The 20111-nt window shown below is 46.2% G+C and carries 16 protein-coding genes and 2 tRNA genes; 9 read left to right on the plus strand and 9 right to left on the minus strand.

The window, feature by feature from the left end:
• Positions 1-58: 58 nt before the first annotated feature.
• The 3 genes from rfaE1 to Q5866_RS02855 all read right to left on the minus strand — a co-directional run bounded on the left by rfaE1 (position 59) and on the right by Q5866_RS02855 (position 5590).
• A complete protein-coding gene (gene rfaE1, locus Q5866_RS02845) occupies positions 59-994 on the minus strand; it encodes a D-glycero-beta-D-manno-heptose-7-phosphate kinase (protein ID WP_186978408.1) in 936 nt (311 codons plus the stop codon).
• Positions 995-1095: 101 nt separating this feature from the next.
• Positions 1096-2188, minus strand: a protein-coding gene (prfB, locus tag Q5866_RS02850; RefSeq protein WP_186978407.1) for a peptide chain release factor 2 whose coding sequence is annotated in 2 segments (ribosomal slippage) — positions 1096-2124 and positions 2126-2188 — 1092 coding nt in all. Because the reading frame shifts where the segments join, the coding sequence is not laid out codon by codon here.
• Positions 2189-2395: 207 nt separating this feature from the next.
• The gene (locus Q5866_RS02855; RefSeq protein WP_303178666.1) at positions 2396-5590 is read right to left on the minus strand and encodes a DUF2723 domain-containing protein; all 3195 of its coding nucleotides are present in this window, start codon (positions 5588-5590) and stop codon (positions 2396-2398) included.
• Between the two features lie 185 nt (positions 5591-5775).
• On the opposite strand from Q5866_RS02855, the gene Q5866_RS02860 reads away from it, so the two are divergent.
• The 3 genes from Q5866_RS02860 (at position 5776) to Q5866_RS02870 (ending at position 6955) form a co-directional block, all read left to right on the plus strand.
• Positions 5776-5846, plus strand: a tRNA-Gln gene (locus tag Q5866_RS02860).
• A 64-nt stretch (positions 5847-5910) separates the two neighbouring features.
• Positions 5911-5994: transfer RNA gene (locus Q5866_RS02865), tRNA-Leu, on the plus strand.
• 229 nt (positions 5995-6223) lie between these two features.
• A complete protein-coding gene (locus Q5866_RS02870) occupies positions 6224-6955 on the plus strand; it encodes a lipocalin family protein (RefSeq protein WP_186978405.1) in 732 nt (243 codons plus the stop codon).
• A gap of 66 nt (positions 6956-7021) precedes the next feature.
• Here Q5866_RS02870 and Q5866_RS02875 read toward each other — a convergent pair whose 3' ends face one another.
• Positions 7022-7378, minus strand: a complete 357-nt coding sequence (locus Q5866_RS02875; RefSeq protein WP_255469638.1) for a hypothetical protein — start codon at positions 7376-7378, stop codon at positions 7022-7024.
• A gap of 52 nt (positions 7379-7430) precedes the next feature.
• Here Q5866_RS02875 and Q5866_RS02880 point away from each other — a divergent pair, with 52 nt between their 5' ends.
• Together Q5866_RS02880 and Q5866_RS02885 are read left to right on the plus strand one after the other, a co-directional pair.
• On the plus strand, positions 7431-7580 hold the full coding sequence (locus tag Q5866_RS02880) for a hypothetical protein (protein ID WP_186978404.1): 150 nt from the start codon (positions 7431-7433) through the stop codon (positions 7578-7580).
• 82 nt (positions 7581-7662) lie between these two features.
• A complete protein-coding gene (locus tag Q5866_RS02885; protein WP_186978403.1) occupies positions 7663-9624 on the plus strand; it encodes an LruC domain-containing protein in 1962 nt (653 codons plus the stop codon).
• 51 nt (positions 9625-9675) lie between these two features.
• On the opposite strand, the gene Q5866_RS02890 is transcribed toward Q5866_RS02885, so the two are convergent.
• Positions 9676-9882 carry an RNA-binding S4 domain-containing protein gene (locus Q5866_RS02890; RefSeq protein WP_099293806.1) on the minus strand — a complete coding sequence of 69 codons (207 nt, stop codon included), beginning with the start codon at positions 9880-9882 and terminating at the stop codon, positions 9676-9678.
• Between the two features lie 160 nt (positions 9883-10042).
• Here Q5866_RS02890 and Q5866_RS02895 point away from each other — a divergent pair, with 160 nt between their 5' ends.
• Positions 10043-11497 carry an OmpP1/FadL family transporter gene (locus tag Q5866_RS02895; protein ID WP_186978402.1) on the plus strand — a complete coding sequence of 485 codons (1455 nt, stop codon included), beginning with the start codon at positions 10043-10045 and terminating at the stop codon, positions 11495-11497.
• Between the two features lie 109 nt (positions 11498-11606).
• The gene (locus Q5866_RS02900; RefSeq protein ID WP_186978401.1) at positions 11607-12905 is read left to right on the plus strand and encodes an NAD(P)/FAD-dependent oxidoreductase; all 1299 of its coding nucleotides are present in this window, start codon (positions 11607-11609) and stop codon (positions 12903-12905) included.
• 18 nt (positions 12906-12923) lie between these two features.
• Here Q5866_RS02900 and Q5866_RS02905 read toward each other — a convergent pair whose 3' ends face one another.
• A complete protein-coding gene (locus tag Q5866_RS02905) occupies positions 12924-13433 on the minus strand; it encodes a bacterioferritin (protein ID WP_099293800.1) in 510 nt (169 codons plus the stop codon).
• A 120-nt stretch (positions 13434-13553) separates the two neighbouring features.
• On the opposite strand from Q5866_RS02905, the gene Q5866_RS02910 reads away from it, so the two are divergent.
• Positions 13554-15737, plus strand: coding sequence for a radical SAM protein (locus Q5866_RS02910; RefSeq protein WP_186978400.1), 2184 nt, complete (start codon positions 13554-13556; stop codon positions 15735-15737).
• Positions 15738-15851: 114 nt separating this feature from the next.
• On the plus strand, positions 15852-16352 hold the full coding sequence (gene fldA, locus Q5866_RS02915) for a flavodoxin FldA (RefSeq protein WP_186978399.1): 501 nt from the start codon (positions 15852-15854) through the stop codon (positions 16350-16352).
• Positions 16353-16433: 81 nt separating this feature from the next.
• On the opposite strand, the gene Q5866_RS02920 is transcribed toward fldA, so the two are convergent.
• The 3 genes from Q5866_RS02920 to Q5866_RS02930 are packed head-to-tail and all read right to left on the minus strand — an operon-like array spanning position 16434 to position 19951.
• A complete protein-coding gene (locus tag Q5866_RS02920) occupies positions 16434-18338 on the minus strand; it encodes an AAA domain-containing protein (protein WP_303178670.1) in 1905 nt (634 codons plus the stop codon).
• A 10-nt stretch (positions 18339-18348) separates the two neighbouring features.
• A complete protein-coding gene (gene map, locus Q5866_RS02925) occupies positions 18349-19188 on the minus strand; it encodes a type I methionyl aminopeptidase (RefSeq protein ID WP_303178671.1) in 840 nt (279 codons plus the stop codon).
• Positions 19189-19246: 58 nt separating this feature from the next.
• On the minus strand, positions 19247-19951 hold the full coding sequence (locus tag Q5866_RS02930; protein ID WP_218014309.1) for a murein L,D-transpeptidase family protein: 705 nt from the start codon (positions 19949-19951) through the stop codon (positions 19247-19249).
• Between the last annotated feature and the right edge of the window lie 160 nt (positions 19952-20111).

Below are 20111 nucleotides of genomic sequence, written 5' to 3' on the forward strand. Positions count from 1 at the left end.
TAAGGTTTATTACTTTATGAACTTTATAAACCTTATGAACTTTATAACTCTTTTCTTTCTACATCGCTTTTCTCAACTCTTCTGCCGTCAGCGTGGCGGTTCCGATCTTCTGTACCACAATTCCTGCCGCGATATTGGCGATGCGGATAGATTCCTTGATATCTTTACCCGCGGTCAGTGCTAACGCTAAGGCTGCCACCACGGTATCTCCGGCTCCGCTCACGTCGAACACTTCTTGCGAGTGTGTCGGGATATGCACGGTTTCTTGTCCGGAGATCAGGCTCATGCCTTTCTCGCTTCGAGTCACGAGCAAGGCTTTCAACCCGTACTTCCGGATGATTTCCTTTGCCGAAGCCTCGATTCCGGTGTCCTCGTTACTGATAGGATGCCCGATGATGTCCCCGAGTTCCTTCACGTTTGGCGTGATCAAATCCGCCCCGGCGTATTTTGCCCAGTTTTGTCCCTTGGGGTCCACGATGACACGCGTCCCGTGCTGTTTGGCGATCGAGATCAGAAAAGTGCAAATTTCGTCGGAAATCATGCCCTTCCCGTAATCGGAGATCACGAGAGTCGGGTTTTCACGGATGAGTTCTTCCAGATGAACTTTAAAATCTTCTTTTGTTTTCTCGGGTACTTCCAGTCGTTGCTCGTAGTCAAGGCGCACGATTTGTTGGCGTCCGCCGATAACGCGGGCTTTCGTGATCGTGGGTTGCTCTGTTTTGATGAACTCCGTGCGGATTCCCTTGCGGTGCGCCATTCGCTCGATCTCCTTCCCGAAAAAGTCGTATCCCACGGCTCCGCACAAGGTGGCTTGCCCGCCCAGACTGCTGATGTTGTTTGCCACGTTCGAGGCTCCGCCCAACCGGGATTCTTCCGTCACGATATTCACGATCGGCACGGGAGCCTCCGGCGAAATGCGTTCCACTTTCCCGAAATAATATTTGTCGAGCATCACGTCCCCGACGATTAATATTTTGCAATTACTGAAATCCATAATGAAAATTTAGAATTTATAGATTCTGTGATTTCGTGATTCTCGATTCTGTGATTTTTAATCACTAAATCATTGAATCGCTAAATCACAGAATCAGTATGTTATTCTTCCCCGCCGCCGAACATCATCAAGTAAGCCTTGATAAAATCGTTGATTTCACCGTCCATCACGGCTTGTACGTTTGATGTCTGGTAGTTGGTGCGGTGGTCTTTCACCCGTCGGTCGTCGAACACGTAGCTGCGGATTTGTGACCCCCATTCGATTTTCTTTTTTGTTCCCTCGATCTTGTCCATTTCTTCCTGACGTTTCCGAAGTTCCAGTTCGTACAACTGGGCTTTCAGCAATCGCATGGCGTTCTCCCGGTTCTGCAATTGCGAACGGGATTCCGTGTTCTCGATCATGATGCCTGTCGGGGCATGGCGCAGGCGTACTCCGGTTTCCACTTTGTTCACGTTCTGTCCCCCGGCACCTCCGCTTCGGAAAGTGTCCCAACTGATGTCGGCAGGGTTGATCGTGACCTCGATGGTGTCGTCCACGGCGGGATAGACAAATACCGAGGCGAAGGAGGTCATGCGCTTGTTCGACGCGTTGTAGGGGGACAGACGCACGAGACGATGCACGCCGTTTTCCGACTTCAGGTAGCCGTAAGCGTAATCGCCCTCGAATTCGAGCGTGGCGGATTTAATACCCGCTTCTTCACCTTCTTGGTAATCCACGTGTTTTACCTTGTAACCGTTCAGTTCACCCCAACGGATATACATCCGGTAGAGCATGCTTGCCCAGTCCATACTCTCCGTACCCCCGGCTCCGGAATTGATTTTCATGATAGCACCGAAATGGTCTTCCTCTTTACGCAGCATGTTGCGCATCTCGATATCCTCCACTATCCGTACGGTTTCCTCGTATTGGGCGTCTACTTCTTCTTCGGTGGCTTCTCCTTCCTTGGCGAAATCGAAAAGTACCTGTAAATCGCCCACGGCAGAAGTTACTTGTTCGTATCCTTCTATCCATGATTTTAATTCGCGTACCTTCCTCATCAATACTTCCGCCTCTTTGGGGTTATCCCACAAGGAGGGATTTTGCGTTCTTAATTCTTCTTCAGCGAGTTGTACCTTTTTACCATCTATGTCAAAGATACCTCCTCAATGCTTCACCTCTCTCTGCCAGCTCTTTAATATGGTCGATCGTGATCATTGTATTTTTAGTTTATAAAGTTAATAAAGTTCGTAAGGTCTATAAGGTCCATAAAGTCCATAAGGTTGAAAGTCCATAGACCCTGCGGGCGCTTTGCTATAACGGCAATTTTATTGCCGTTGATATAGTCCGAAGGACACCCGTGACCTTATAGACCTTATGGACTTTATAGACTTTCGACTGATAAAAAGGGGAATTTTCCCCTTTTTATTGTTTATTCATTTTACTGTCTATCGGGAAGTTTTTATTCACCCGGTTACTGGTGATCGGTTTCCCGGTCAGCGTATTTTCCACCATGGTTTGTATTTCTTGTGCGAAAACTTCCTCGCCGCTACTTCTTGCCCATCCGATCAACATTTGCAGTATCTGCATGCTGTTCCGTTCGTCCCGGTTAAGCATTTGCCTGCGGTTGGCGGATAGAGATTGGATATATCTTAACGTTTGAGCGTTATCCAGTGCCAAAGCCCATGCCAGATCGTTTGCTTTTTCGTTTTCTCCCGCCGTGTAATAGATCGGGATATAATAGATTAAGAAATAATCTGCCGGAACTTGGTAAAGCGGAATTTCTTCCAGTGATTTATCCAGTACTTTGACGGCTTCCTGCATCTTCGAGGAGTCTACGATTTCACTTATCGTGGAGTCGCCGAGTACTGTACTTTCGTTTACGGCTTCTTCCACCAGTTTCTGGGCAAGACGCAAGAAAGTATTCCGGTATTTCATCACGGCAATGGTATTGTCGTGGAAATGGTCGATATTTACTTTCGGGTCATTGATATTTCCCCAGACAAACTTATTCATCAAATTGTCATACAACACGTTCGAGTTGATGCGACCGAACTCGTAATATGCATCCTTGTTTTCCGTCTTGATCGGTACCACGCGGTAGCCGGCACCTTCTAGCTGGAAGTATTTGTCAAAGCCCATGTAGCTGTCCTGTCCCATGCCGATACCGAAATATACAGGCCGTTCCCAGTTATTGGCAGCCAGAATGTCGAGTACCATAAGTTGGGATTTATTCAGTGAGTTGCCTGTCAGCTTGATTTCCACCCTGTCCACGATCTCGTCTGCATCTTCCGGTTGCACGGTTCCGTTGGCGAGAACTTTCTCTTTGTCCACGGGGAGATAAAGGCTCCGGGTGGGGATATAATTTAACGGTTCGCCTTGATAGCGGTTCGTCTTGTATTCCGCACCGTCCTGACCGACGAAATTCATCACTTCGGCGATGCTGAATGGCTTGTCGGTTCTCTCTTCGATAGCCACGAAGTCGCGTACCCCGTAATGATATTGGTCTTTCGTGAAAGAGATCGGTACCCCCGGTGATTCGTAGGCTTTCCGTTTCATCTGGTCGATATACCAGTCCCCGGCAAGCAAACTCAAATTCACGATGCGCACGTCCCGGCGGAAGCCTTCCACCTCTTGGGCGTACCATAACGGGAAGGTGTCATTGTCCCCGTAAGTGAACAGTATGGCGTTCGGGGCGCAGGTGCTCAAGTAGTTTTTGGCATGCGCGATCACCGCATAACGTCCGCTGCGGTCATGGTCGTCCCAGTTTTGCGCCGCCATGTTCACCGGTACGGCGAACAGGCAAACTGCCGTTACCGCGATGGCAGCTTTGCGGGAATCCATTCTCTTTTGGAGAAGTTCCCAAAGGTAGAGTACCCCGAATCCTACCCAGATGGCAAACGCGTAGAATGATCCGGCGTAAGCGTAATCCCGTTCACGCGGTTGATAAGGATATTGGTTCAAGTAAAGCACGATGGCGATACCCGTGAGGAAGAATAGCAGCATAACCACCCAGAAGTCTTTCTTTCCCTGTTTTCCCCGCTGGTACTGGTAGAACATACCCAGTAACCCGAGGATAAAAGGAAGCATGTAATATTTGTTGTTTGCCTTGTCGTGCTTCAACGTGTCGGGCATCATGCTTTGGTCGCCGACCAGCATATTGTCGACGAAAGGAATGCCCGTGATCCAGTTCCCGTAACGGAAATCACCGTGTCCTTGAATATCATTTTGTCTTCCGGAGAAGTTCCACATGAAATACCTCAGGTACATGTGCCCGAGCTGATAACGGAACATGAATTTCAAATTTTGCCCGAAAGTCGGTTTTTGACGGTTTTGTCCGTCTACCGAGTACGTGGGGCCGGCGGGTAATCCCACCCATTCGATGTAAGACTGCGGGTCACGCGCGGTACTGTACATACGCGGCAGGATGGTACAAAAATGAGGATCGTATTTCACCTCGGTCTTGTGTCCCACGACATCGTATTTCCCGGTTTTCTCGTTCTGGTAATAGATCGGACCGCCTTCTTCCACGGCAATGACCGGGGCGTTGTAATAGGGTCCGTAGATCAACGGTTCCTGCCCGTACTGGTCGCGGCTTATATAAGAAAGGAGCGCGAACACGTTATCCGGGCTGTTCTCGTCGATGGGAGGGTTGCTGACCGACCGGATAACCACCATGGCGTAGGAGGAGTAGCCGATCAACATGACCACGAAACAGGTCAGGATCGTGTTGACGATCGTGTGATTGTGTTTCAACGTGTAATATATACCGTAAGCAAGTCCGCTAATTAGAAGGATAGCGTAGACAACTACTCCCGTGTTGAAAGGTAGCCCCATGCTGTTGACGAACAGTAGTTCGAACCATCCGCCGATAATGATCACGTACGGGATCACACCCCATAGGATAGTCCCGAGGATCACGCAGGATAAAGCGGCAGCTTTGATCACACCCCATTTCGTCGTTTCGTATTTCTTGAAATAGTAGATAAACACGATGGCGGGAATTACCAGCAAGTTCAACAAGTGAACCCCGATGGAAAGCCCGATCATGTAAGCGATGAATACAAGCCAGCGATTGGCGTACGGTTGGAACGCCACGTTCTCCCATTTCAGGATCGCCCAGAACACGACAGCCGTGAACAGGGACGACATGGCATATACCTCGCCTTCCACGGCGGAGAACCAGAACGTGTCCGAGAACGTGTAGCATAGCGCACCGATCAGACCCGCACCCATGATAGCGTATAATTGTCCCATGGTACATTCTTCATCTTTTTTAATCACCACTTTCTTGGCCAGATGCGTGATTGTCCAGAACAGGAACAGTATCGTGAAGCCCGAACATAACGCCGACATAATATTAATCATGTAAGCCTGTGTTTCTGGGGACGGGGCAAAAATGGCGAACAGTCGCGAAACAATCATAAAGAAAGGTGCCCCGGGAGGGTGTCCTACCTGTAATCCGACTGACGTTGTGATGAACTCGCCGCAGTCCCATAAGCTGGCTGTCGGTTCTACCGTGAGAATGTAAGTGATACTGGCTATCACGAACGCCACCCATCCGGTGACATTATTGATCAACCTGTAACTTAACGTGGGGTGATTTTTAATGTTGCACATGCTTCTCCTTCTTTGAATTTATATTTCTTATTAGTAATCAAGGATATCCTAAATTTGTTCCTTTTCAACCGCACGAAAATAGCAATTTTCTTTTAATTTTTCCGCATTTTGTTTTGGTGAAATGAAAAATTGCTATACATTTGCAGCGTCAAAAAACAAAATACTTGTTGAATTGACATGACGATTGTCCCATTGTGTAATGGTAGCACAGCAGATTTTGGTTCTGTCAGTCAAGGTTCGAATCCTTGTGGGACAACAAAAAAGAGAAGCCTTGCAGCAGGGAGTTGCAAGGTTTTTTGTCCGAAGTTCTTAGATACAATGCCCAGGTGGTGGAATCGGTAGACACGCTAGTTTCAGGGACTAGTGGCCGTACGGCTGTGCAAGTTCGAGTCTTGTTCTGGGTACAGAAAAACGCTTGATGGTGATAAACTGTCAAGCGTTTTTTATATCTCGAGCATGGTTCTCGTCCGAGAATACTGTTTTAACTTAAAAAGCGACAAGAGATTGAAATGTCTGCGAAATAGTATAAAATATGAATAGTTTCTTGTATTTTCTATTGGAAGGGGAAATTTAAAATATATCTTTGAAACGTTTATACAAATAAACGGAAGGTGTAATTAAATTTTAATCGGAATGAAAAAGTTAATGTGGATGGTAGTGTTCGCGCTGGCATGTGTTGCGTGTAGCAAAGATGATGATGATTTATCCGTGGGCGAGCTCGTGGGTAAATGGAGTATTTACGAGTTTGAAGAAAACGGAGAAACTGAGCCTGCGGACTTGGACACGGAGTTAAGTTACTGGGAATTCAAAAGTGGTGGAGGTTGTGAGGAGTATGATTATTACATGAACAGAACGAGTAAAGGAACTTACTCGTTGGAAGGAGACGTGATTACCGTTACTTATGGGAAAGAAGCCTCTTTCGTGAAAGTGATCGAGATGCACAAGGATCGGGCTGTCGTGGAGATGGAAGAAGAGGGTGAGACATACATTGCCAGATTGCAGAGAACGGACAATGAACCGATGTTGTATCTGGAACCTGTACTTGATTTTGGAGCCTCGGCTTCCCAAATAAAGGCAAAGGAAAGAAGGGACTTTAAGAGGGAGTCCGGTGGAACTTTGCTCTACGAGGGTTCAAATTACGCCGAGGATTATATGGGCTATATGTTTGAGAATGGAAAGCTGGAAAGTGCCGCGGTAAATTTGAAACTTTCGACTCCGGTGGAAGACGTCGAGAGTTTTTTGAGTGGCAAGTATAAAAAGATAGGTGAAAGTGAGGGAATATTTTACTGGGGGAATGATAAGGTTATGCTCGGCTTGGCTGTGAAAACATCCGGGTATATGATTATTTATATGGCGAAAGAATAGACGGCGTTATTCCATGACTTTAAAAAGTGACTGTTTGAAAACAAGTTTTTTTAACAGTCACTTTTTTTATATGCGGCTTCCCGCGTCCTTGTATTTCTTGTAGCGTTTTGTCTTACCTGTGGTGAAATCGACGAGTTCCACCCACTCGAAGGGTTCGTCTTCATCCTCCTCGTCGCCGTACAGGAGTTTGTTGCGTTCGTTGCACATGTAGGCGTATTCCTGCAACATTCCGGTGATCAGCGCATAGCTGCTGTCGAGAGTTTGCTCGTGCGTGTAGCCGAGGGCTTCTTTCACGTTTACCAGAAACATGAAGCTGCTCACGGGTTTATCCAGCTTTCCATGTTTTTTCGGGCGGCTATGATCTCCGCCTCGGTCATCGGGCTCATGTTCTTTAGCGTCTGATAGATTTGTAGAAATAGACACTAGAATCCGTCTAAAAGAGAAAGTCACTGATCAGGATACGACGAAGGTTAAGTTGACTACCGGTGAAAAAAGAGGTCTGGAGCAAAATACAAGTGTCGATGAGGTCAAAAAGAGTGGAATCGGGAGTTGGGTGTGGATCGTGTGGGGTGGCGTCGTGATAGCTGTCGTGTTGGTTGTGTATCGTGTACGTCTAATGGTTTGAATAAAAATACTTTGTCGTGATAAATATAAAATGAGAAATATGTCGTATATTTGTATTGAAATATGACTAAATAGGATTGATTATGAATTTTAGAATGGCGTTTGTTTGGGGAATTATTGCCTCGTTGTTTTTATTGGCGGGATGCGTTGATAAGGATTTGTCGAAAAAAGAGGCTCCTGAAGGTTCCGGTGATTATTTTGATTTCCGTACGGCAAATAAATTGACGGCAGGGGTGAAGTATGATATACCGAAAGGGTACGAGGTGTTTTTTGAGGCCTATGCGGAGTATCCCGTGGATACGATAAATGGGAGGACGGTGAAAAAAGAAAATCTGAAACCGTTATTCAGAGGGTTCACGGATGAAAATGGCGAGTATTCGGAGACGGTTCAAGTACCAACTTACGTGAATGAGATTTATTTATATTCGGCGAGTATAGCCGTGCCTATGGTGAAGACGTTGGAGGTTTCAAGAGGAAAAAGTATGGTATCCCGGGCGGGAGAGGACGGGTACGTGCATTCGACTTATCCGGCAGGCATGAAAGTGATAGATGGTATGACTTGGAATGATAAAGGTGTTCCTTCCAATCTGGGCGGAAAAAAGGATATTTCGGCAGACGGTTTAATCATGTTGAATGCGACGTTGAAGATGGATGATTCAAACGTGAGTGATTATATCGTGAAAAATAGTGAGGCGAACTTGAACGTGATAAAGGATGGGGCAACGGTGGATATCGTGGTTATCAATAATTCCGGGAATACCCGTACGAATACGGTCGGATATTATTATTACCCGACAAATAACCCGCCACAGACAGCGGAAGAAGTGCAGAGAATTATCCTTTTCCCGAATGCAACATTCCCCGAAAAAGGTGGTTTGCAGTTGGGAGATAACGTGCGGCTTAAATATTGGGATGAGGTAAAGCAGGAGTGGAGTGAAACTTTCCCGGCGGGAGTGACGATCGGGTGGTTTATTCTGGCGGGAGGATACGACGCTAATAATCATACGGTAGTGGATGTTGCACGCGGACGTTCTATCGGGTTCTCGAATACAAGTTTGAATACAGAACAACGCAGCCACACGATTATCGTGCGTGATCCCAATACAAAAGTGCGTTACGTGGGACTTGAGGATCAGAATTTTAATTCATCACCCGTGTATCGTGATTTTATTTTTTCCATTGACGCGGATGATGACCACGTGGAATATAATGACGGAAGTATGCCGGACGGTAAGGATATGACGGATACAGATAATGATGGAGTCCCGGATGTGGATGATGAATTCCCGAATGACGGGAGCGTGGTATATTCCATGACTTACGAGGGAACTTTGGCTTATGAAGATATTTGGCCGTATCAAGGCGATTATGATATGAATGATATGGTGGTTGAATATCGTATAAAGCATTTTTTGAATAAAGGTAATTTGTTGGTTCGGGTAGAGGACTCGTGGACAGTGAAAAATGTCGGGGCACAATTGCAGAGTGGTTTCGGGTATCAGTACGGGTTTAGAAAGTATAAAGTTGGTAGTATGAGTGTTGAAACCACTTACCCGGGGCAATCTCATTTCGCTAAGGACGCGAAAGGACTTGAGAGTGCACAACCGAATGATGCCACGATTATTTTATTTGACAGTGCTTTGGATGTGATAAATGCCCCGGAGGATCAGAGAACGTTCACGGTAAAGATGACATTGAATGTGCCCACGAAGACGAATGAACTGGAGTTACCTCCTTATAATCCTTTTATTATCGTGAATACGAACGAGGGACGGGGGCACGAAGTGCATTTGCCGAATTACAAACCGACCGATTTGATGGACACGAAATTGTTGCATTACGGGCATGATTTGTCTGATCCGGAGAAAGGAATTTATTTTGTTTCGGATAATAATTTCCCTTTCGCGATACATATTATTAACGAATCGTTAGATTTGAAGAGTAAAGACGAGGGAAAGAGAATTGATGTGATTTACCCGCAATTTTCGAAATGGGCGTCATCGTTCGGGGAAGAAAATAAAGAGTGGTACAAACATAAAAAATGATTGTTTTGAGTATATCGAGGGAGTCGACTGTTTTTACAGTCGGCTTCTTTGTTATATCACTTTAATGCTTTGTCCGAGGGCGGTGATGATTTCGCCTTTCGTTATTTTTGCCCGTTTACGGGATTCCGGTTCACCGTTGCGAGTGACTTCTCCGTTTTCGACAAGAATCTTTGCCATCGCGCCGCTTTCGGCTACGCGGGTGGCTTTCAGTAATTTTATTAATTCAATGTATTCGGTGTCTATTTCAAAGGTTATCATGGCATATAGATTTTGGGTACAAAGGTAACCAATTTTTATTGCATACCGTAAAGTAGAAACAACTTGAGGAGGCGAATGTTATTTTTGTGCCTTTAATTTTAAAAATAACTATCTTTTATTTTATAGAAGAATAGTAGAGTAATAATGTAAAGTAGATTGTATGAAGAAATTAGTCGTATTGGTAATGACTTGTATGTTGAGCCTGTCGGTTTTTGCCGAGGGATATCAAGTAAATTTGTTGAGCACGAAACAGACCGGAATGGGACACGTGGGCGTCGGGATGAAGTTGGGGGCAGAGAGTATGCATTTCAATCCGGCAGGGCTGGTGTTCTTGAAAACAAATATGGATTTTTCACTTGGAATTTCAGCCGTGATGGCAAAAGCGAAATATAGTAATGCGGGATATTCCGCTAAAACGGATAACCCGGTGAGTACGCCATTATACGCTTACGCGGGATTTAAGATATATGATAATCTGGCAGCGGGTATCAGTTTGACGACTCCTTACGGGAGTTCCTTGAAATGGCCGAAGCATTGGGAAGGTGCGTCGTTGATTCAGGATATTAGTTTAAAGTCCTATGTAATACAACCCACGCTTTCATATAAGATCACGGATAAGTTGAGTGTCGGTGTCGGTTTGCAATTGGCTTGGGGTAACGTGAATCTTTCCCGCGGATTAATGAGTGTGAAGGATTTTCAAGGCTTGGGGAATACGATGGAAGAAAAATTAGGTTCGCTTTTGCCTCATCTTCCTATTTCCGAAACAGAAAAGGAGGCTATACAAAATATGATAGGTTTAATGAAAAATACGACTGTACCGCCGGCTTATGCTCGTTTAGAGGGGAACGCCCATATGAGGGTAGGCTTTAACGTGGGTATCATGTATGATATTTGTGATAAGGTGACGGTAGGGTTGTCTTATCGTTCAAAGATTAAGATGCGGGTAAAAGAGGGAGATGCTGAATTAACCTATTCCAACCGGAATATTGAAAATATGTTCGGACAGATGGAGTTGTTACTTTCCAAGTATGGTGAGATGTTGGCAGGAGCGGGTGTTGATATACCCAATATTTCGATCCCGAAATATGATCAAGGTTCTTTTCACGCGGAATTGCCTTTACCTTCCAACACTACACTCGGTGTAAGTTATCGTCCCACGGATCGTTGGGAGTTAGCGTTGGATCTGCAATTGGTAGGTTGGAACGCGTATGATTCTTTAAATGTTTATTTTAACGAGGCTGAATTAGGAATTAAACCGATCAAGGCGGAAAAAAATTACAAAACGACGATGACCTATCGAATTGGAGCGAGCTATAAAGCAACAGAGCGATTGGATCTTCGAGCAGGAATTTATTATGACCAAAGTCCGATTCGTAAAAACTTTTACAATCCGGAAACTCCCGGAATGAATAAATTGGGTTTTTCCGCCGGGTTGACTTTTGAACCATATAAGAATTTGCAAATAGATTTGGCATTTTTGTATATACAAGGTTTCAGTAAGAACGCGAAATATTCCTATGAAAATGTGGTTACGCCGGGGGTAATAGATACGTTTGGTGGAAAGTATAAATCCACGGCATTTACTCCTTCCATTGGATTGGCTTACCGGTTTTAATAAGTTATAAAGTTCATAAGGTTTATAAATCTTATGAACTTTATAAACCAAAATATAACGCAACGTTTCTTCGCATCTATTCGTACAACTGTGAAAATAAGTTGTAATTATGGATGCAATTAGTAATATCCCGGATCAGGGAACAAAGAAACGGGTTGTGATCGTGGGTGGAGGTTTCGGAGGGTTGAAATTGGCTCGTAAATTGAATGATCGTGATTTTCAAGTGGTGTTGTTGGATAAAAACAATTATCATCTTTTTCAGCCTTTATTGTACCAAGTGGCTACTTCGGGGATTGAGCCCAGTGCGATTTCTTTTCCTTTCCGGAAGATATTCAAGTATCGTCATGATTTCCACATTCGGATGTGCACGGTAGAGAAAGTGGTTTCGGAAAAGAATTGTATAGAAACATCAATAGGTAAGATTTCTTATGATTATCTGGTGATAGCCACGGGTGCAGGTACAAATTTCTTTGGAGACTCGACTTTGGCGGATCGGACGATGCAGTTGAAAACAACGTCGGATGCTTTGTTCAATCGTAACCGGGTGATCGAGAGTTTCGAGAAAGCGTTGAATAGTGCGGATGATGATACTCGTAAACGGTGGTTGACATTCGTTATTGTTGGGGGTGGGGCTACCGGTATCGAGCTTGCCGGGGCGTTGGCGGAGATGAAGAAGTTTATGCTCCCGAAAGACTATCCGGAATTGAATTGGGATGAGATGAGGATTCTTTTGGTAGACGGGGGTGAGCGTTTGTTGAACGCTTTTTCGGAAAAGTCCTCGTTGGAGGTTGCCCGTAGTCTGTCAAGTATGCACGTGGAGATTTTGTTGAAAAAGTTGGTAAAGGAGTATGACGGGGAGAAGTTGACCTTTGTTGACGGGCAGCAGATCGTGACAAATAATGTCTTTTGGGTAGCCGGAGTAAAGGCGAATAGTTTGCTGGGACTGCCGCGAGAAGTTTACGGGCGGGGAAATCGATTGCTAGTGGATGAGTTTAATCGGGTAAAGGGAATGGCAGATGTGTTTGCGTTGGGCGATACGGCATTGATGGTTACCACGGATTATCCCAACGGACACCCTCAAGTGGTGCAACCCTCGATACAGCAAGCCGGTTTGCTGGCAAATAATTTACGAAGTATGATCAAGGGCAAACCTCTTCGTCCTTTTAAATACAAGAATAAAGGTTCTATGGCTACAATCGGGAGAAACGATGCCGTGGCGGAATTATCCAAGGTGCGTTTCCGGGGATTCTTCGCTTGGCTGTTGTGGTTGTTGGTTCACTTGATGAGTATCGTCGGGGTGAAGAACCGTCTTTTTATTCTGATCAACTGGATGTGGAGTTACGTTACTTACGATCAGTCTTTGAGGATTCTGATAAAACCGGAGATAAAGAAAAGCGACCCGTTCTGAGTCGCTTTTTCTTATAAGTTATTCTCCCTTGGGAGCAGTCCCAGTAGCCACACTTTTACTGCGTTCAACGGATTGTAAAGCCAAATAGTTAGCCCCGAATTTCTCAAGGTTGTCCAATTCTGTTTCGTATTGGTCTTGATGAACTTCTTCCTCGGCTACCAAAGCTTCAAATAATTTCTTTGATACGGCATCAGCGTTTTCAGCGCATTCTTTTGCCCAAGCGTTATAATCGTTCACGCTGCCGACTTCCATGGCGGTAGCGAGTTCCAGCATCTCTTTGGGTTCGTGGATTTTCTTCACGTCGCCGGAAACTTTCATTTCAACTTCCCCTTTCAAGAACAGGATACGCTCGGCAAGTTGCTCCACGTGCATCATTTCTTGAATGGCGGTACGTTTGAAAAGACCGGATAATAAGTCATACCCCATATCATCGCAACGGAAATGGAAATACATGTACTGGTGTACAGCAAGCAATTCATCGCCTACCGCCCTGTTTAGTAGTTCGATACTTTTTTCTTTTTTACTCATGATAGTCAAAATTGTTAGTTATTTTTATTGTTTGCCAAATTATAAAAAAAATGTGATACATCCTAAATTTTGGCTTAGAATAAAAAAAGCGTACATTTGTTTAAGTATAAAATGATGATTATGAATAATTCTTCCCCGGTGTTGTTAGTGACACCTCCGTTCACGCAATTGAACACGCCATATCCCTCGATGATGTACTTGAAAGGTTTCCTGAACACGAGGGGAATCCCGACCGCACAGGTTGATTTGAGTCTGGAGGTTATTTTGGGTATATTTTCTTCCCGGGGATTGACGGAACTTTTCGAGAAGGCGGGGGAACAGTCTTTATCAAACAATGGAAAGCGGATTTATGCTTTGAGGAAAGAGTATACCCGCACGATTGATGCGGTGATTGCTTTTTTACAAGGGAAGAACCGCACGTTGGCTTATTCGATATGTGAAGAAAGTTTTTTGCCGAGAGCGGGGAGATTCGGGCAGACGGAGGATATGGAATGGGCATTCGGGATGATGGGGATGGAAGATAAAGCCCGCTATCTGGCGACGCTATATCTGGAAGACTTGTCGGATTTCTTGAAAGAATCCGTGGACGGAAATTTCGGATTCAGCCGTTATGCCGAGCATTTGGGACGTTCGGCTTCATCGTTTGATGAGTTGGCTGCCGAGCTGGCAAAGCCGTTGAGTTTCACGGATAGATATCTCACGGGATTGCTGACCGAGAAAATGGAGGCTTATCACCCGGATATCGTGGCGGTGACTATTCCTTTTCCGGGGAATTTGTACAGTGCTTTGCGATGCGGGGAATGGATTAAAAAGCATTATCCCGGGGTGACGGTTGCCATGGGAGGCGGTTTTGCCAACACGGAATTGCGTTCGCTGACAGATGCCCGTTTCTTCGCGTATACCGATTATTTATTGTTGGATGACGGGGAGTTGCCGATTTCACGTTTGATTGAACACGTGCGGGGAGGGTTGGACGAGAGCGGGTTGGTGCGTACGTTTATGTTACAGGACGGGAGTGTGGTGTATCACGACGATGTTGCGGCGGCGATTATTCCTCAAAGGGAAGTCGGGATTCCCGATTATTCGGGGTTGTTGCTCGATCGGTATATTTCCGTGATCGAGATAATTAACCCGATGCATAAGTTATGGAGTGACGGGAGATGGAATAAATTGACATTGGCTCACGGGTGTTATTGGGGAAAGTGTAGCTTTTGCGACGGTACGTTGGACTATATCCGACGCTACGAACCGAACGAGGTGAAAACTATCGTGGACAGGATGGAGAGAATGACGGAACAGACGGGGGAGGGCGGTTTTCATTTCGTGGACGAGGCGGCACCTCCTATGTTGTTGCGGGAAATGGCATTGGAGATATTGAGGCGGCGTTTGACTGTCGTGTGGTGGGGGAATATCCGTTTCGAGCGGGCTTTCACGGCGGATTTATGCAGGTTATTGAAGGCATCGGGCTGTATCGCCGTGTCGGGCGGGGTTGAAGTGGCATCCGAACGGGTGTTGGCATTGATCAATAAAGGTGTGACATTGCCTCAATTGATACGGACGACGGATCATTTTACACGAGCCGGAATTATGGTGCATACTTATTTGATGTACGGTTTCCCCTCGGAGACCGCGAGAGAAACGGTCGATTCGCTGGAAGTCGTGCGGCAGATGTTTGAGCGTGGGTTGATTCAATCCGGTTTCTGGCATCGTTTTGCCATGACGGCGCATAGCCCGGTCGGACAGGCACCGGGGCTTTTCGGTACACGGGTGACGGAACCGCCTTTCGGTGGGTTTGCCCGCAATGATGTGGCTTTCGAGGATTTGGAGGGAGGTGATCATGAACGGTTGGGTGACGGTTTGAGTCGTTCTTTATATAATTATATGCGAGGCGTGGGGTTTGATTTACCCTTGCAGAAATGGTTTGATTTTAAAATTCCTGTTTCAAGTGTATCGCCTCGTTTCGTGGAACAGCAAATGGAGGCGAGCGAATCTGTGGAGAATTTATATCCTCGGCGTTTGTATTGGATCGGGGGAGAGGTCGAGTTCGGTGCGGAGATCGTGAAAAAGGGGAAAATCGTGTTGACGCTCCATGACACTACGCGGGATATTCATTTGAAGATAAAAAAAGAAACTGCCGTTTTTCTGCATGATATCTTTTCCCGGATAAGTGCGGATGTTGGAGAGCCTTATTTGCTGAAAGATTTTTGTTGGGATTACGAAACGGCTATTCACGAGGATTTCCTGCCGTTTTGGTATGGTAAGGAAATGCAAGTGCTTCGGGAATACGGGTTGCTTTTGCTTTAAAACGGATAACTACCGCTATGTAGGGATAGTGCCGGTAAAATTTAGCTATTTATAGGGATTTCACGGGGTTGTGGAAGGGGGTATCTTTGTCATGAACAAAAAAGAAAGATGAAGATGAAAACGATAGGAATATTTTATGGCTCCACGACCGGGGCAACAGAAGGAGTTGCGAAAGCGATTGCTTCTCGCTTGGGTACAACAAATGTGTTTAACGTGGGTAACACGAAAGTGGACGAAGTGGATAAATATGATGTTTTGTTGTTGGGTAGTTCAACTTGGGGAATCGGTGAGTTGCAGGATGATTGGGGTGTTTTTCTCGATAAGTTGAAAGGTAAGAATTTGTCCGGCAAGATGGTTGCGATATTCGGTTGCGGGGACGGTATGTCGTTTGGTGGTTCTTTCTGTGATGCAATCGGAATCATTTACAATGAACTTCAAGGGACAGGATGTGAGTTTATCGGTAGCGTGGATGCTGACGGGTATAGTTATGATGATTCTGGCGCGTGCGTGGACGGTCGTTTCGTGGGATTACCGTTGGACGAGGCGAACGAGTCCGAGTTGACAGATAAAAGAATAGATACTTGGGTTAGTAATTTAAAACAAGTGATTTGTTGAGTCTAGTTGTTGTTTTTGAATTAGAGGGCTGATTTCCACGGCCCTCTTTTTGTTTGGAATTATTGAAGTTGGGGTGTCAATTTATAGATTGATTATTTTCCCTCTCTCCCCGATATATTCATACAATGCTTTGTAGAAAGCGTGGCGGGTGAGGGTTGGGGCATCGCCGAGTATGATAAGTTTCACGCGGGCCCGGGTGATAGCGACATTCATGCGACGCAGGTCATTGAGAAATCCGATATTGCCGTCTTCGTTGGCACGGACGAGGCTGATGAGAATGACATCCCGTTCTTGACCTTGGAAACCGTCGACGGTGTGAATGGTAATAAGGCTTTTCAAGGGATGAAAGAAACGGTTGTGCTTGATGAGTTGGCGGATGTATTGCACTTGCACCCGGTATGGAGAGATTAGTCCGAAGTCAATTCTTTCGTCTAAAACTCGTTCTATCCCGATTTTCTCGATATACTCTTGTAATTGTTGTACCAATAATTCTGCCTCCGGCTTGTTGATGCGCCCGAAGGTTTCGTTTACACGGTCTTCCGAAAGTTCGAGTCGTGCCGTGTCGAACCACTCGACGGGGGTGTCGAACTCGAGGATATTGCGGTGGCTCACCTCGGGAGCGGCTTGCAGGCGTCCCCGGTAGAACCATTTTGACGGGAAATGCATGATGTCCTCGTGCATCCGGTATTGGATTTCGAGCATGGAAACAGTTTCCGGTTTCCGTCGGGAAATTTTTTGTATCAAAGTCCGGTCTAATCCGCCTCGTGCCGCCTCGATACATTTGATCGTGGGCGGGAGTTGGTAATGATCTCCGGCAAATACGACCCGGTTGGCTTTGGTGATAGCTATCCAGCAAGCGGCTTCGAGGGCTTGTGCCGCCTCGTCGATAAAAAGGGTGGAAAATGTTTTCCCGTTCAATATCTTGTTTGCGGAACCTACCAGAGTGCAGGCTATCACGCGGGCTTCCCCGAAGAGTTGGGCGTCGATTTTGATTTCCAGTTCAATGGCTTGATCACGCAGGCGATTTAAGCGGGAGCGTTCCGATTCTTTTTTGTTTCCTTTCAAGCGTTTGACTCGAGCTATTGCTTCCCGTATGGCACTTCGGACGGAGCGTAACGTCGGGTAGGAGGGGTGTGATTCGAACCGGCGTTCGTACGTGAACGCGAGCATTTTGTCGTTTACCCGTGTCGGGTTACCGATTCGCATGACGTTTACCCCCCGGTCTACTAATTTCTCGGCTATCCAGTCTACTGCCGTGTTGCTTTGGGCGCATACCAGTACTTGGTTTTCTCGGCGCAGTGTTTCGTACACGGCTTCTACTAGGGTTGTCGTTTTGCCCGTTCCGGGGGGACCGTGTACGACGGCAACTTCCTTGGCACGGAGTACCCGATTGACCGCTTTTTCTTGCGAAGGGTTCAGCCACATGAGGCGTGTCGGGAGAATTTCCCGTTGTTGCGGGGTGATGCCGCCGAGAAGTACTTCCCGCAAGTGTGCCAAACGGTTGTTCTTTGCTTCCATGACTTCGGTCAACGCGGCAAACATGGTCTTGTATGAAGTACCGTCGAAATACAATTGAACGCCCAATTCGCGGGCGTTTTGTACGTCCAGCAAGGCATCGGGATGAGGCAACGCGACCAGCATCGTGTTCTCGTGCACGTAGCTGATAGTTGCCGAGAAATTGAAATAGCGTAATTGCCCGGCATCGTCAAACTTGAAAAAGCAAACCGGACGACCGTATTCGAAATTGTGTTCCGTTTCGTCATTCTCGTCACGATTGATCTCAACGACCAACTGGTTTAACGAGTTGTAGTAGCTTCGCTTGGGGGCTACCGGGTACCAACACACGCCTTGCCGGATACGTTTCGGTATTCCGGCTCGTTGGGTCTGTTGATAAAACATCTCCTTCTCGCATTCGTATTCCTGTTGCAATAACTTGTATTGCCGGAGTAAGTCGACGAGCGGGGAGTCTATCTGTTCGGAAGCCATGTGTAGGAGCTTACCATGTTAATATTTCTATTCCCGTTTCGGTGATCAAAACGGTATTTTCCCATTGGGCGGACGGTTGTTCGTCTTCGGTAATGACTGTCCAATCGTTCTCCTCGTCTATGAATATATCCGCTTTTCCCATGTTAATCATGGGTTCAATGGTAAAAATCATGCCGGGTACGAGGAGCATTCCCGTGCCTTTGCGTCCCACGTGTTCCACTTCGGGTATCTCGTGGAATTTCAGTCCTACCCCGTGCCCGCAAAATTCCCGTACCACGGTATAACCGTTGTTTTCGGCGTGGGCTTGGATGACGGCACCGATGTCACCGAGGAATCCCCATGGTTTGGTAGCCTCGATTCCTCTTTCAAGACATTCTTTCGTGACTTGCACGAGGCGCTGTTTGGCTTCCGAAACGTTGCCAATCATGAACATACGGGAGGCGTCGGAAAAGTAACCGTTATAGATGGTGGAAACATCGACGTTGATAATATCCCCGTCGCGCAGAATTACGTCTTTGCTCGGGATGCCGTGGCAAACTTCCTCGTTGATCGAGGTGCACACGCTTTTGGGAAATCCCTCGTAATTCAACGGTGCCGGGATAGCCCCGTGTGCCACGGTGAAATCGTAGACCAGCGTGTTGATGTCTTCGGTGGACATTCCCTCGCGGATATGTGCCGCCACGTGGTCAAGCACGGCGGTATTGATCTTGGCACTCTCCCGGATACCTTCTATCTGTTCTGCATTTTTAATGATTTTCCGGGGAGGAACGACGTGTCCCTGACGACGATAGTATTTCAGTTTTTCCTCGATTTCCGGGGAAAGTTTTTGTTCGTTCTTGTTAAATAGCATATTGCTTTCTCCTTTTTGTAATTGCACGCTAAGGTAGTGATTTTAAGGATAGGTTATTCTATTTCGCGAATAGATAATTACCAAGGCGGTCGACGGAAACATTCAATTCTTTTAAGTCTTTGATAAACAGATCGTGTCCGGAACGCAGATTGTCCCAGAAGTCAAGCAAGTCGGGATACGCTTTGTAGGTTTCCCTGTATCGCACCACGTTCTTGTCCGAGAATTTGAAAGGGAATATATAGACGGGGATATTCTTTTGCCCGTTCTGACGTGCCTGCACGGCGTACAGGTATATCTCTTTAATATGATTATCGGTCATCGGGAGACATCCGATCGTGACACAATTGCCGTGAATGCAAATACTTCCCCCGAGGTTTGATGCTTTGCTCTTCAGTCTGTCCGACCGGTTCGGGTAGTTTATCATCAGTGAAAGGTGGTAATTGCTGGCAGGGTTGAAATGGCTGATGTGATAGAAGCCTTCCGGTACTTGGAGATCACCTTGGCGGCGTTTAGGGCCTAAGCGACCGGAGCGGGCGCAGATGCGATAGGTCGTGATTTTCTTGTACACGGAGTCTTTAGGTGCTTTAGCGTAGACCGTCAAGCTCTCTTCCTGTTTATAAGCCGTGATAAGGATATGTATATTGTCAAACGATAACCCTGCATCTTGTAATCGTTGTCTTAACAAAGTTTCTTTTTCTTGGTAAGCATTCCGCACGCGGGGATATTTTTTTTGTTGCTTCACGAAATCTGGTTCGTTTTCCATAAACAAGCATAATGAGATGAGAAGGAGCATTTTCATAGTCTTTTCTTTTCGTGTCGTGTACAAAGTTCTGAAAAAATACGAGAAGATGCAAATAAAAAAAAGATGCCCCGGAGAATCCGGAGCACCTTGCCTGTGTGTGTTGTGTGTATATGAGTGTGTG

The organism is uncultured Butyricimonas sp. (assembly GCF_959596855.1).
Classification (GTDB): domain Bacteria; phylum Bacteroidota; class Bacteroidia; order Bacteroidales; family Marinifilaceae; genus Butyricimonas; species Butyricimonas muris.

Bases quoted from the DNA above. Each gene is read 5' to 3' on its own strand.
- Q5866_RS02905 (WP_099293800.1), bottom strand. From the start codon at position 13,433: ATGAGTAAAAAAGAAAAAAGTATCGAACTACTAAACAGGGCGGTAGGC.
- Q5866_RS02855 (WP_303178666.1), bottom strand. From the start codon at position 5,590: ATGTGCAACATTAAAAATCACCCCACGTTAAGTTACAGGTTGATCAAT.
- rfaE1 (WP_186978408.1), bottom strand. From the start codon at position 994: ATGGATTTCAGTAATTGCAAAATATTAATCGTCGGGGACGTGATGCTC.
- fldA (WP_186978399.1), top strand. From the start codon at position 15,852: ATGAAAACGATAGGAATATTTTATGGCTCCACGACCGGGGCAACAGAA.
- map (WP_303178671.1), bottom strand. From the start codon at position 19,188: ATGCTATTTAACAAGAACGAACAAAAACTTTCCCCGGAAATCGAGGAA.
- Q5866_RS02895 (WP_186978402.1), top strand. From the start codon at position 10,043: ATGAAGAAATTAGTCGTATTGGTAATGACTTGTATGTTGAGCCTGTCG.
- Q5866_RS02885 (WP_186978403.1), top strand. From the start codon at position 7,663: ATGAATTTTAGAATGGCGTTTGTTTGGGGAATTATTGCCTCGTTGTTT.
- Q5866_RS02900 (WP_186978401.1), top strand. From the start codon at position 11,607: ATGGATGCAATTAGTAATATCCCGGATCAGGGAACAAAGAAACGGGTT.
- Q5866_RS02930 (WP_218014309.1), bottom strand. From the start codon at position 19,951: ATGGAAAACGAACCAGATTTCGTGAAGCAACAAAAAAAATATCCCCGC.
- Q5866_RS02910 (WP_186978400.1), top strand. From the start codon at position 13,554: ATGAATAATTCTTCCCCGGTGTTGTTAGTGACACCTCCGTTCACGCAA.
- Q5866_RS02920 (WP_303178670.1), bottom strand. From the start codon at position 18,338: ATGGCTTCCGAACAGATAGACTCCCCGCTCGTCGACTTACTCCGGCAA.
- Q5866_RS02890 (WP_099293806.1), bottom strand. From the start codon at position 9,882: ATGATAACCTTTGAAATAGACACCGAATACATTGAATTAATAAAATTA.
- Q5866_RS02870 (WP_186978405.1), top strand. From the start codon at position 6,224: ATGAAAAAGTTAATGTGGATGGTAGTGTTCGCGCTGGCATGTGTTGCG.